Source organism: Brunnivagina elsteri CCALA 953 (assembly GCF_002289455.1).
GTDB classification, from domain to species: domain Bacteria; phylum Cyanobacteriota; class Cyanobacteriia; order Cyanobacteriales; family Nostocaceae; genus Brunnivagina; species Brunnivagina elsteri.
On the sequence record NZ_NTFS01000167.1, the window covers coordinates 1 to 13,727 of the forward strand.

Sequence of the window (13,727 nt, forward strand, 5' to 3'; positions counted from 1 at the left end):
TTAATTAATCCTTATTATTAAAAACAACAAAATCAAAAACAACAAAAATTATTTAATTCCCTCGAATTTACCCAAAAATGTCGGTAATGGACGGCTAATATGGACTTCCCACAATGCCTTCAATACGGATAATTTTTCTCTTGCTGTGTAGCGGGTAACTGTGGTTTTATTGTAGCTTCCCCAGTCGGGTGTTCCTAATCCAACTGCCTCTACACTTAGATTTTTACAGGTATAAATAGCACGGGGAAGGTGGAAATTTTGCGTTACTAATACTGCTTTTTGGATACCAAAAATTTCCTTGGCACGGTAGCAACTTTCGTAGGTGCTAAAGCCTGCATGGTCGAGTGTAATATCTTCTATTGGTATGCCCTGTGTGACTGCGTAGTGCTGCATTGCTGATACTTCGTCGTAGTCGTCACGGCTGTTGTCACCTGTCATTAAGAGCTTTTGGACGCGACCTTGTTTGTAGAGTTCTACTGCTGCATCTACTCGGTCTGCTAGCATTGGTGTTGGTGTACCATCGGGGTATATTCCTGCACCAAAAACAATGGCAATTTTTTGTTTAGGCACTTGAGAAGCTTCAGTATAGCGGCGGGTATTGGTAGCTGTATTGACATAGAAATGTAGCGCTAGGGGAGTTAATATTGAGCCTAATCCTAATGTCAGCGACACCAATATGACTTTCCAGTGAAGTAAAAACCATTTTGATAGCATGTTTAATTTCTAGTGTGAGGATTATTTGAGCAATTCTATTAACTACAGAAGCGATCGCATTGTTTCCGGTTCCCTAGACTAATTAATACAAACCAATGTTAAGTATCAGTTTTAATAATAATTGCGATCGCGATCGTAATTTCAGACATCGTATTATCTGATATTTGACTAATTTCTTTTACCTACTCATACAGTTTAATTTATCTGAGAATTTCTTCTAAACCTCGGTTTGCTTTTAAATTTGTGGCAATTTTAACGCAAAATGTAGGATGCAATGCTCTGCATCCCTATAGTAATGCTTGATTTTTTAGCGATTAGACAGTGACTTGTACTTGCTGCGTTGCTACATCAAGCTTCAACCGCTTTAACATCGCTTCTCGTGCTTTCATCTCCAAATCATCAATTAACGGTGTTAATTGAATCGGTTGCTGATATTTCAACCGCAATGCAGTTTGAATCAACCAATCAGCAACAAAGGGATTTTTTGGTAATAATGGACCATGCGAATAAGTTGCGATCGCATTCTGATAAAATGCACCTTCTGTTCCATCTTCGCCGTTATTACCCAAACCGTAAACAACTTTTCCTAATGCTTCGGTTTTTCCTAGTTGGGTTCTCCCCCCGTGGTTTTCAAACCCAACTAAATAGGGTTTCATCCCAATCATTTCTTCTAAGTCACGGGCAAGTTTTTTTGCTGTAACTTCTATAACTAAATTACCGATGCAACGCTTGGTGTTTTCACCAGGATGTACTGAGACTAAATCTAATATTCCTAAACCTTCGATGCGTTTTCCAACACTAGGTTCGTAGTAATGACCGAGTAATTGCGGGGAACCACAGGTAAAAACTCCAGGTGTCCCGTTATCGAGTTTTTCCCTCATTGCCTCTGCTTTTGCCCCTTGCAAGTCGCGCATTACAAGTTCTTGCTGTCTGTCTTGGGCACCACCACCAACAATAATATCTACCGATTTGATATCTTCGGCTGTTGCTGCTTGGTCGAGGGGTACAATTGTTACATCAAAACCGCGCCATTGACTGCGACGTTGAATGGTGATGACGTTACCTCTGTCTCCGTATGTACTCATTAGGTTTGGGTACAGCCAACCGATTGTTAATGTGTATTTTTGTGAGTTCATATAATCCTCTTGAAGATTTCAGATTGGGAATTAGTGAATATAATTTATTACTAAGTATTTACAAAGGAAAGCATTTTTTGGGTTGTGATAAGCAAAGCTTAATGCTAGAAGCGCATCGCGCATGTTCTAAAAAACATTTAAGAAAACAATCTAAAAATAATCTAAATGTTATCTTAGTCACGTCACTTATAGTTATATGATGGAAGACGGATTATTGCACAATTTTTTTACAGGTGCGAACCTAATATCCAAATTTTTTGAATTAAGTTTGCCGATACACTCTAGATGTTTGTATTTAGAGTGATATTTTTTGTGCATTATCCAATTACTAAAATAGGGTGAAAGGCAAAACGAAAATGGACTGTAAAACAGCGACTTTAGTTTATCAGAGTGGAAATTATCTCGACAATATTCGTGATATTTTTCCTGTTGCTTGGAAATTTCTTGAGGAAGTTTCGTTTGCTTATGTTGACGCTAAACCAGATAGTTTTGATTCTGCAATTAGGGAAATTGTTGGTGAGAAACCATTTAAGTATAGAATGGTTCACAGAGATGATAAAGACCAATTAACGAAAGATTTAGGTGATTTGTTGGGTGATATTACTTCGCGATTGTTGCTAGAAAAACACTTTTCAGAAGTTGTCACAAAACCTATATTTTTCAGTACCATATGTTGTAATAGTCATCTCACTGCTGACCATGAATTAACTTTAGAAGAAGTTTTACCATTACAATGTGCCGCGATAAAATTACAGTAATTTAAGTAATAATGTAGAGACGCGATACATCGCGTCTCTCCTCCTCCAAAATACATCACATTTCTGCCCCTACAGATATTAAAATTAATATATTAAAATTACCGAATTTTCTTCCCAGTTAAAATTTCTCGGACATCGAGCATTGCAGTGTAAGTTGGTAATATATGTAATGTTTCATTAGCTGGAGTATGTTCCAGAGCTTTATTGATTGCCATTTTTAAATCTTCTTCGACAATCAAAGTCATTTTGCTATCAAGTGAAGCTTCACTATAACGCAAACGTAAAGCCATATCGTAAACCCTATTTCCACTGACAATTAAAGTTCCACCTCTTTGCACTAATGGTTCAGTATCTACATCCCATATCCAGGAAACATCCTCGCCATCCTGAACCCTATCGTTTAAAACTAATAGCGTAGTTTTGTCATTGCTTTCCGTGATAACGCGGATTGTTTCGTTAGTTCCCACAGGATTTTTTGATAGTAGAATTCGGACTTTCTTCCCATTAATTTCCAATTCTTCAGCACGTCCAAATGCTGCCTGAAAAGTAGGAATAGTTTCACGAATTGTTGTTTCATCAACTCCTAATACCTTCGCTGCTGTCGCTGCGGCAAGAGTATTATATTTGTTATATAAACCAACTAAAATCTGTGACCATTCGCTGCTATCTAAATCAGGTTTGCTACGTTTAAAGTCGCATTTTGGACAGTTAAATTCACCTAAATGTGACAAATAAACCCCTTCATAATCAAGGGAATGTCCGCAATTTGGACAATAAATAGAATCTACAGCATGGGGAATTTCTGCTAAATATTTTTCAGGTTCATTTAAGCCAAAAAATACAACTTTTTGCGATAATTGCTGACCAAGATAGGATAATGTGGGGTCATCGGCATTGGGAATGACGGTAGTATTAGGTGAATTGCTAGAAATCGCTGTTGTCCAACGTTTACTGATACTGTCAACTTCCCCGTATCGATCGAGTTGATCGCGAAATAGATTTAAAGCGAGAATAGCTTGAGGTTGGATAGGGGCAAGAACCTTGGGAACGATATTCTCGTCAACTTCCAAAATTGCGTAGTCAACATTCAACCCACCAAACGTATTCGCACTTTCCATCAAAGCAGTCACCAATCCATTTTCCAGATTAGCACCAGTGGAATTGTGAGCGACACGAAAACCCTTGCGTTCGAGAATTTCCTTCAATAGCAGCGAAGTTGTGGTTTTACCATTTGTGCCAGCAACAAGGATAACCCCATATTTTACCTGCTGACTAAGTAATTGTAGCAAACGGGGTTCCATCTTGCGCGCGATCGCACCTGGCATGACGCTAGCAGCACCAAGTTTCAGACTTCGTACCCCAAAGGTTACACTTTTCGCGATCGACACTGCTAAACCAACTTTTAGCCTATCAATTAAACCAATATTATTTCCCACATCCGTACCCTAATTTTGAGGCAATTATTCTAGCAGTCAAAATAAAATAACAAATTTAACTAGCGAGAGTTTAGCGAATCTTCGGCAAAAAAGCCAGCATCCAAAAATACAAAGGAAAGGGGAAGAGGTAATTTATCATTCGTAATACCCGTAAAGACGAGATATATCACGTCTCTAGATTCCCCACTCCCTGTTATCTTAAAAATGGTGCAGGCATGAATTATTATCCAGTCCAGTCTGCTATTTTCAGTACAAATTGACAATAAATATCAAGGTTGAAAGGTTCTTTTTGATGAATCCGATTAATTCCCATCCACAAAATCTACTCCAATACGTCTTCCAAAATATACTTTCAAAATGCCGGCAGATTTTTTCTAAATGCTTGTTATTAGTAGTTTGTTTTTGTTTATTAATTACCCAGCCTGCATTTGCTGGTATTAACGACGACCATTACGATGGTAATGTTTTCGTGGTTTACGCGGGTAACGGTTCCCTAGTTCCATCCAAAGCAACCCTCGCAACCGCACTTTCCCAACATAAACCAGTATTTCTAATGTTCTATGTTGACGACAGTAGCGACTGCAAAAAATATGCGATCGTTGGTTCCCAGGTACAAGCATTTTATGGTCGTGTCGCCGAAATTATTCCCATTGATGTAGATATGATTCCAGTGAAGGCTAAATACGAACCCACGGAACCAGGTTATTACTACACTGGAGGAGTTCCCCAAGTTGTAGTATTTAATCAAGAGGGTAAAGTAGTTTTAGATAAAAAAGGTCAAGTTCCTTTTGAAGAAATAGACGACAAATTCCGAGTCATATTTGATTTGTTACCACGTACTGAGTCTACGGAATTGAAGCGTCGTTCTTTCAATGAGTTTAGTAGTGAGTTAAGTAAATAACAAGTAGGTAACAAAGTCTAAGTAATGATATTTAGATTGTTCTAGAAAATCGTGTTATTGGATACTGCATTTACAATAAAAACGAGGCATAATTCAAAAAATAGGAAAGGGGGAATTATTTAATTCTTAATTCCTAATTTCTAATTTTTATATAGACGACCCATCGGGTCGTCTCTACTGTATTATTTGTAAGGATTGTTCTGATGACAAAGGTTTACACTACCAAAGAACTAATCCAAATTTTGGCAAGTGAACGTCAAGCTTGTTTAAAAGGAGAACGTCTGAAGTTAGATGTAACTGTTTCAGGAAGTCCGATACTTGACCAATTTATTCAAGCAGAAGGACTACAAAAGTTTACTGCATATCAAGATTTTAAAGCAGCGATTCATCAATATCAATCTGAAAATAATGTTTCGGGAATAATTTGGCAAGAAGTTACTGTTAAAGGTAAAAAATTATCTTATCCTGAAGTTGACGCGCAATTGGCAGCTTTAACTAGTGATATCGAGATATTAAAAGCTGCAAAAAATGAGATTTTAGAATTTTGGGAAGAAGTTATCCTGGGTATGGATTTATATTTGAGTATTAACCACGGTAAACTGCATCAACAGATAGAAATAGAAGATTATTTTCGTATTACCAAACGTTCTGAATGGGCTGGTTTATTAGTGTACGAAAAGTCGAAATTTTTAGAGATAGTTTTGCAGTTGGGATGGGGGAAACCAGAAGAAGCTTGTTATAAAAGAGGATTTCCTGCTTCTGGTAGCGAGTATATTCATGCTGTAAATCCTGGTCAACAACCTATTACTTAAGGTACTTCCAGAAAATAAAATCTTCAAATCATATACTTATCAACACTATCACGCGAAGGGTGGGGAGACCCCACCCCTACAACGATTTAGGACAATTTATTTCTTGATGTTCCCTAATACGGAGTTAGGAATTAGAAGTTGGGTACAATCGACTGATTATTCACTTAGTAAAAAAGCTTATATATTTTATTGCCTTCTGCCTTCTGCCTTTCTTCTGGGGTATAACGAGAATCTATCATAATTTCCATGATTGAGGCACAATAGAGGAAAGTGCGATCGCAACCAACACATGAGTTACTGCCTAAATCCCCGTTGTCCGAAACCTGAAAACACTAACGATGGAAGATTTTGCTTAACCTGTGGTTCTAAGCTACTGCTAAAAGACAGGTATCGGGCAATTAAACCCATTGGGCAAGGTGGTTTTGGTAGAACTTTTTTAGCTGTGGATGAGGATAAACCTTCCAAACCCCACTGCGTGATTAAGCAATTTTACCCACAAGCACAGGGAACCAGCACTGTACAAAAAGCAGTGGAATTATTCAATCAAGAGGCAATGCGTCTCGATGAATTGGGAGAACATCCGCAAATTCCTGATTTACTCGCTTATTTTACCCAAGAAGATAGACAATACTTAGTTCAAGAATTTATTGATGGGTATAATTTGGCGCAGGAGCTAGCCCAGAGTAATATTTTTAGCGAAACGCAAATTCGTCATTTACTTGACGATTTATTGCCAGTGTTACAATTTTGCCATGCTCGTCATGTGATTCATCGCGATATCAAACCGGAAAATATTATTCGTCGTCGTTCACTTCCTGGACGTTCGACTGCGATCGCACAGGGAAATCCTGGTAATTTAGTATTAGTTGACTTTGGTGCGTCAAAAGTCGCTACAAACGAGAATTTAAATAAAACAGGTACGAGTATTGGTAGTCCAGAATATGTCGCACCAGAACAAATTCGCGGAAAAGCGTTGTTTGCTAGCGATATTTATAGTTTGGGTGTCACCTGTATACATTTACTCACGGGAAAATCCCCGTTTGATTTACATGATATTCATAATGATACTTGGATTTGGCGACAGTTTTTAACAACTCCTCTCAGTCATGAATTAGGGGCGATTTTGGATAGTATGTTGCAAACAATTCCCGCACGTCGCTATCAAAGTGTAGATGAAGTTTTGCAAGATTTAAATCAATGGCAACCTGGAAATATATCTGGAAATAAACCTGTCAATCCAGCACCAATAAAGAATCAGAATCAACCACCAACAACGAATAATCAAAAACAGAGTCAAAGTCAGATTGACACAGAATTAAACGAGATAAAAACAATGTTTCTTAGTGGTGGAAAGCCAGCAAATAATAGTAATCCAGCATCACAGCAGCCAAATAAAACTAATCCTAGTCAAAGTAAAATCGATGACGAATTAGAAGAAATGCGTTCAAAATTCTTAGGAAATAATTAGACATCTCCTAATAAACTTGGAATCAAAACGAGAAAACTCAAACTGTCATGCTGACAAAGGAAGCATCTTTCGAGTGATTCCCAATAGCATCCAATAAGGGAAGGGGAGAGAGGCTTAATTTGCGTGAGATAATCTTTTTCGGAGATGTCTATTCTGAATTTAAAAAATAATAAAAACAATATCCCCGACCTTTTAAAAAATCAAAAGTCAGGGATATTGAATTATGTAATTTAAAATTTAAACAACAGTAAATTAAAGCTATTGATTTCGAGTTAAAAGTGAAGAACTAATAACTATTAACCAATAACTAATTAACAAATCGCTTATTTCTTAGCTTCAGTGATAGGAACCCATTCAGTGTGGAATGTACCTTCTTTATCAATGCGTTTGTAAGTGTGTGCGCCGAAATAGTCGCGTTGTGCTTGGGTGAGGTTTTGGGGCAAGCGATCGCGTCGGTAGCTATCGAAGTAATCTAAAGAAGCACTAAATGCAGGTACGGGAATACCCAACTGTGCCGCAGTCATAATAACTTCGCGCCAAGCTGTTTGTCTGTCAAGAATTGTTTGCTTAAATTCAGGTGCTAACAACAAGTTTGGCAAAGTCGCATTTTCATCATATGCGTGCTTAATCTTATTCAAGAAACGGGCACGAATAATACAACCACCTTTCCAAATTCGCGCTAGTTCACCCAATTTTAAATTCCAGTTATAGGTATTGGAAGCTGCACCTATCAACGCCATACCTTGAGCGTAGGAACAAATCTTCGAGCAATATAAAGCATCGCGGACTTTATTTACGAAAGCTTTAACATCACCATTATATTTGCCAGAAGGACCAGTCAACTGTTTCGATGCAGCAATACGCTCATCGCGGATAGACGACATAATCCGGGCATTAACTGCGGCAACAATCGTGGGGATAGCAACACCCAATTCGAGGGAAGTTTGTACCGTCCAACGTCCAGTACCCTTCTGTCCAGCCGCATCCACAATCAACTCAACCAGGGGTTTCTTGGTTTCTGGGTCGATGTAGGGGAAGATATTTGAAGTAATCTCAATCAGGAATGAATCAAGCTCATCGCTGGTGTTCCATTCGCTAAATACGGAGTGTAACTGGGTGTGGTCGAGTCCGGCAACGTTTTTGAGCAAATCATATGCTTCAGCGATTAGCTGCATATCACCATACTCAATCCCGTTGTGAACCATTTTCACATAGTGACCGGAACCACCAGGACCAATGTAGGTTACACAAGGACCATCATCAACTTGAGCGGCAACCTTGTTAAAAATTGGTGATAGGAATTCATAGGAACTTTCGGTACCACCAGGCATCAAGGAAGGACCGTTTAAAGCTCCTTCTTCACCACCGCTTACTCCCATACCGATATAGCGTAAACCAGTTGGTTCTAGCTCCTTGGTACGGCGATCGGTATCTTCAAACCAAGAGTTACCGCCATCGATAATAATATCGCCTTCATCCAACAACGGCTTAAGTTGTTCAATTACCGCATCTACTGGCTTACCAGCTTGTACCATCACCAAGATACGACGGGGACGTTCCAAAGCAGCGACGAAATCCTTCAAATCGTATGCAGCGACAACATTGCGACCACCTGCACGGTTCGCCATGAAGGCATCAGTTTTTTCTCGTGAACGGTTGTAAACCGCGATTGGAAAGCCGTTACGTTCTACGTTAAGCGCGATATTTTCGCCCATAACAGCCAAACCAATCACACCAAAGCTTTGCAATGTCATAATTCTATATAGCTAACTCTTTTTGCTGTTCCTTCTCTTTTTTAGGGTAGTCTGAGAATTTCCCATCTTCCCTAAAGAAGACATTAAGAGTTATGGCGAAGAGTACAAATACCTGATTTATACAGATAAAAAATTTAAATTTGTATCTCAATTAACATAATCCCTTGCAAAAATCGCGAAATTGAAATAATTAAATGGGGAATGGAGAATAGGAAAATAGGGAAAAGCTTAAATACCAGTTAATATTCAATGCCCAATCCCCAATGCCCAATGCCCAATCAGCACAGTAAAGAGGAGTAACAAAAATGCTGGCATATATCCTAGCTTTGGCTGTCTTAGTTGGCAGCGTAGCGATTTACATGGTGGCTTTCTTTTTCCCTGAGGTTCATCGCAAAAATGATTTTATCTGGAGTGGTGTCGGTTTATTTTACGCATTGGTAATATGGATATTTGCACACCGCCTTAGTGGGGGTCTTTTGCTAGGTCATATCGCCAGCGTCAGCCTAATATATTGGTTTGGATGGGAAACCTTCACATTGCGCCGTCAAGTGACCCCAAATGCCCTACAAACCCCTGTACCCACTGTGGAAGAAGTCAAAGCAACAGTCAAGCAGCAAGTTAATAAAATATCTTTACCCCAGCGTCTTGGTGGTTTGTTTTCTGGAGCAAAAAATAAGGCACAACAAGCAATTGGCAAAAATAAGCCTCAAGATACGACTTCTGCGACTGCTTCCCCAGCACAAATTATCGAAGCACTGACAACAGATGCTCCAACTGATACCAAATCTGCGGTATCTGTGGAAGTAAATGAGATAAATAGCCCTGAGGTTGCTGTAACCGATAGTCAACCAGTTGATACTACAAGTGCTGAAAGAACAGTAATTGAAATTACACCAATTGAAGCTGTTCCCCCTCATCCTCCATCTGCGGAGTTAGTCGAAAATGCACAAGCTAACTCAGAGGATAGACCAAGTATTCCCGTGGAGGAAATAGCCCCCGATGCGGTATTGGCTCCGACAGCAGAAATACCTGTAGAGGATACAACACAAAATCCCCCTGTTTGAGGTACGGGCAGTTTTATGTTTTAGCGCGATCGCAATGTCTCTAGTTACCTGTTAGATATTTAATTGACAAGTGCGATCGCGCATTTCATTCCCCAAATTCCACTTAAATTCCTGAACCATCTAAAAATTCTTCTATTGCTTTATCTTTGAGACGACAATAATTATGTATCTCGTGTATGTCGCTACGTATTTCTTGCTCTAGGTTTTGAGAGTCTCCAACACCGAAAAATACTGGTATGTTGCTGGGTAAGGTAGCTTTTTCTTGTGAATTTTGCAACTGGTTTACTTGTTGTTCGAGTTGCTCAATTCTATCTACTAATGCCCGAATCGCTTGAGCTTCAGCATCCGGTAAACTGGCATGTTCTAAGGGATTTACCCGCGCACCAGAGCGAAAAACTATACGTCCTGGTATCCCAACTACCGTACAGTCAGAAGGGACATCTCGCAAGACAACAGAACCTGCCCCAATACGGACATCGTTACCAATTTCGATATTTCCTAAAACTTTTGCCCCTGTACCGACGACAACGTTTTTGCCTAAAGTTGGGTGACGTTTACCGATTTCTTTCCCGGTTCCACCAAGGGTTACACCCTGGTAAATTAGGGCATAATCGCCAATAATTGCTGTTTCACCAATCACAACTCCCATTCCATGATCGATGAATACTCCATGCCCAATTGTCGCTCCGGGGTGTATTTCAATACCAGTTAGGAACCGGGCAATGTGGGACATAAACCGGGGAATAAAGGGAATGGCGAGGTTGTAGAGTCGATGTGCAATCCGGTGAAAGACTAATGCCTGCAAACCGGGATAACAAAACAGTACTTCCAACCAGTTTCGCGCTGCCGGGTCACGTTCAAATATAATACGGAAGTCAGCTAGGAGTGTAGATAACACGTTCACAACATCCTCGATTTGCCAAAATAGCTCTAGTCTATCTTAGCCTTTTTCGGTCTAGTAATAATTGTAAGGGCGTAGCTTGCTTCTCCGTTTCGGAGTACGGTTGTTCGCCCCGTGATTTGTGTACTCGCTTACCTGAAAAGTGCTGTAAATCAGGGCAAATATATAAATTAGGGGAAATATATAAATAAATGAGGGCAAACAACCGTTTGCCCCTACAATTGGGGTAATTTATTTATTGCTAATTCCTAATTGAGATTAAGATTCTGCCCAGTTTTTTGCCCAAGCTAGGGTTTGATGGACTTGTTCTAAAGTCGCAGCTTCGCAATACAACCGCAACACAGGTTCGGTTCCGCTAAAGCGAATCATTAACCAACGATTGTCGGCAAGACGATATTTATAACCATCGATGGATTTACAGTCTGTCACCGCAAGTCCAATGATTTCCTTTAATGGTTCCTTTTGTAATTGTGCAAGTAACTTAGCGCGAACTTCCATACTCGCTAAGGGTAAATCAATGCGATCGTATGCGGAGAAAAAGCCAGTTTTTTCTTGTAATTCCCGATAATAATCCCCCAAATCTAACTCCGACTCAACGATTGCTTCTAGCACATATAATGCCGAAAGTAAAGCATCCCGTTCAGGAATATGGGTTCCATAACCAATACCCCCCGACTCTTCACCACCTAGCAATACAGATGCTTCCAACATTCTGTCAGCTATATATTTGTAACCGACAGGTGTTTCAAACACTGAGAGATTGTGTAATTTTGCCACTAAAGGCATTAAATCCGAACCGCTAACAGTTTTGACGATTTCCCCAGTAAAACCCCGACGTTTGGTTAAATGGTCGATGAGAATTGGGATTAAAATCTGCGAACTGAGAAAATTACCTGCACCATCGACTGCGGCAATACGATCGCAATCTCCATCAAATACTAAAGCGACATTCAAACCACTGGGATTTTGTTCGCGATGTAGTTTCATGACTCCGAACAGTTTGGAGAGATACTTAGGTAAAGGTTCTGGTGCCCCCCCTTCAAATAACGGATCGCGATCGCTATTAATTTCCCTAACATTATCACCTAGTAGCATCGCCAAACCACCAGCCGCAGCACCATGCATGACATCACCAAATACAGTTAGCTTGGAAGATGCGATCGCATTACGAATCTTGGTAATATCAACTTTGCTACTAATCCCCGTACAATAACTATCCCAAGGGTTAAATTTTTCGATTTTTCCAGGTGTTGCAGCAACTTCTAGGGGTGTTTCTAATAATGCTTCTATTTTTTGTGTCACCTCTGAAGGTACTGAACCACCGAATGCACTTTTTACCTTCAAACCCGAATATTTACCAGGATTATGGCTAGCAGTTATTACCAAAGCACCCAAAGCATTTTCCTGTTTCGCTGCCCAACTAAAAGCCGGAGTCGGGGCAAAAGTTTCGCTCAATAAAATATCAAATCCAGCCGCAGATACCACTTCCGCAACCTTCAGGGCAAATTCTTCCGACATAAATCTGCGATCGTAACCGACGATTATTTTACGATTTCCGACTTTTTCTCCGTAGGTATCAAATAAAACTTTCGCTGCGACTGGTGCGACTAAAGCAAGACGTTCAAATGTGAACTCGTCTGCAATTACACCACGCCAACCATCCGTACCAAATTTGATTGATTTAGCTGAAGAAGCCATCGAAATATCCTAACTTTCCCACTCAGGATTGTAACATTTACACAGAGTAGCGGGTAAAAAATCACTTAGGTACAAAAATAATGGGGTGCGATTCTTTTGAGAAGCTAATTTTATCTGGATATCAATAATATATTTGTAGCGACTGTCTTGAGAGTCAAGCGATCGCATAATCCAACATGCAAAATCGTTGAAGTGGTATTGTACTAATTTGTAAGTAAAAATTGCTGCCTAATATTCTTTAAGTTCCGTAAAAAACGCAAAAAAGACTGCTTTTTACCAATGATTTTAGATTAATTTCGTATAATTTCTGTGCAGTATTCAAGGACTTCATGGAATATCGTAGAGCCAAAATCGAGGGAGGAAAATTTTTCTTTACGGTTGTCACCCACAATCGACGAGGTTTTCTTTGCGAACCGGAAAATATCATATTATTACGACAAGCGTTCAGACAAATTATTGTCGAATATCCATTTGTGATAGATGCAATTGTTATATTACCAGAACACATTCACTGTCTTTGGACATTACCACCGGGAGATAGTGACTTTTCCAAACGCTGGCGATTGATTAAAAGTTATTTTAGCTCTCGTTGCGATGCAAAATACAAAGGAAAAATATCAGCATCGCGCCAGAAAAAGGGCGAACAAGCGGTTTGGCAGCGCAGATTCTGGGAACATCAAATTAAAGATGAACATGATTTTGTCAGGCATTTTGATTATATACATTACAACCCTGTTAGACATGCATATGTGAAAACGCCTAAAGATTGGCGATATTCCAGTTTTCTGTTGTATGTGGAAAAGGGTGTTTATGATATTAATTGGGGTACGGGAGAAGAGATAGAATTTACCGAAGATGTTGGATGGGAATAATATAAAAAATTATCGAATTATTTTATTGTAGGTTGGGTGAAGGCTTTGCGTAACCCAACGCATGATATCAAGAAAACAGAAATTATTTAAATTACTTAAATAGCTAAAAATTAACGTTTCAAATATTGAATAAAATGTTGGGTTACGCAAAGCCTTCACCCAACCTACAATAAAATAATTCGATAATTTTTTATATTATTCCCATCCAACATC

General features: G+C 39.3%; 12 protein-coding genes. 6 read left to right on the forward strand and 6 right to left on the reverse strand.

Annotated features, from left to right (window positions below; all coding sequences use genetic code 11):
- Positions 1–48 precede the first annotated feature (48 nt).
- Entirely contained in the window at positions 49–714 is a 666-nt protein-coding gene (locus CK510_RS15520; RefSeq protein WP_095722564.1) for a SanA/YdcF family protein, read from the reverse strand.
- A gap of 314 nt (positions 715–1,028) precedes the next feature.
- On the reverse strand, positions 1,029–1,850 hold the full coding sequence (locus tag CK510_RS15525; RefSeq protein WP_095722565.1) for a type 1 glutamine amidotransferase: 822 nt from the start codon (positions 1,848–1,850) through the stop codon (positions 1,029–1,031).
- A gap of 356 nt (positions 1,851–2,206) precedes the next feature.
- Between CK510_RS15525 and CK510_RS15530 the strand changes: the two genes are divergently transcribed.
- A complete protein-coding gene (locus CK510_RS15530; RefSeq protein WP_095722566.1) occupies positions 2,207–2,608 on the forward strand; it encodes a hypothetical protein in 402 nt (133 codons plus the stop codon).
- A 98-nt stretch (positions 2,609–2,706) separates the two neighbouring features.
- Here the strand turns inward: CK510_RS15530 and CK510_RS15535 are convergent, their stop codons facing one another.
- Positions 2,707–4,044 (reverse strand): Mur ligase family protein, encoded by a 1,338-nt coding sequence (locus CK510_RS15535; protein WP_095722567.1) that lies wholly within the window; start codon positions 4,042–4,044, stop codon positions 2,707–2,709.
- 292 nt (positions 4,045–4,336) lie between these two features.
- On the opposite strand from CK510_RS15535, the gene CK510_RS15540 reads away from it, so the two are divergent.
- From CK510_RS15540 to CK510_RS15550, 3 genes are all read left to right on the forward strand, one after another.
- Positions 4,337–4,945: a thylakoid membrane photosystem I accumulation factor gene (locus CK510_RS15540; RefSeq protein WP_095722568.1), complete on the forward strand. Its 609-nt coding sequence runs from the start codon at positions 4,337–4,339 to the stop codon at positions 4,943–4,945.
- 203 nt (positions 4,946–5,148) lie between these two features.
- Positions 5,149–5,757, forward strand: coding sequence for a hypothetical protein (locus CK510_RS15545; RefSeq protein ID WP_095722569.1), 609 nt, complete (start codon positions 5,149–5,151; stop codon positions 5,755–5,757).
- Between the two features lie 289 nt (positions 5,758–6,046).
- The gene (locus tag CK510_RS15550) at positions 6,047–7,225 is read left to right on the forward strand and encodes a serine/threonine-protein kinase (RefSeq protein WP_095722570.1); all 1,179 of its coding nucleotides are present in this window, start codon (positions 6,047–6,049) and stop codon (positions 7,223–7,225) included.
- Positions 7,226–7,548: 323 nt separating this feature from the next.
- Here the strand turns inward: CK510_RS15550 and gnd are convergent, their stop codons facing one another.
- Positions 7,549–8,979 (reverse strand): NADP-dependent phosphogluconate dehydrogenase, encoded by a 1,431-nt coding sequence (gnd, locus tag CK510_RS15555; RefSeq protein ID WP_095722571.1) that lies wholly within the window; start codon positions 8,977–8,979, stop codon positions 7,549–7,551.
- 305 nt (positions 8,980–9,284) lie between these two features.
- Between gnd and CK510_RS15560 the strand changes: the two genes are divergently transcribed.
- The gene (locus CK510_RS15560) at positions 9,285–10,043 is read left to right on the forward strand and encodes a Ycf66 family protein (protein WP_095722572.1); all 759 of its coding nucleotides are present in this window, start codon (positions 9,285–9,287) and stop codon (positions 10,041–10,043) included.
- 103 nt (positions 10,044–10,146) lie between these two features.
- Here the strand turns inward: CK510_RS15560 and cysE are convergent, their stop codons facing one another.
- Positions 10,147–10,941, reverse strand: a complete 795-nt coding sequence (cysE, locus tag CK510_RS15565; RefSeq protein ID WP_095722573.1) for a serine O-acetyltransferase — start codon at positions 10,939–10,941, stop codon at positions 10,147–10,149.
- A gap of 261 nt (positions 10,942–11,202) precedes the next feature.
- Positions 11,203–12,642: a phosphoglucomutase/phosphomannomutase family protein gene (locus tag CK510_RS15570; protein WP_095722574.1), complete on the reverse strand. Its 1,440-nt coding sequence runs from the start codon at positions 12,640–12,642 to the stop codon at positions 11,203–11,205.
- A 329-nt stretch (positions 12,643–12,971) separates the two neighbouring features.
- Here CK510_RS15570 and CK510_RS15575 point away from each other — a divergent pair, with 329 nt between their 5' ends.
- Complete coding sequence (locus CK510_RS15575) at positions 12,972–13,514, forward strand: REP-associated tyrosine transposase (protein WP_095722575.1); 543 nt, start codon at positions 12,972–12,974, stop codon at positions 13,512–13,514.
- The last annotated feature ends 213 nt before the right edge of the window (positions 13,515–13,727 follow it).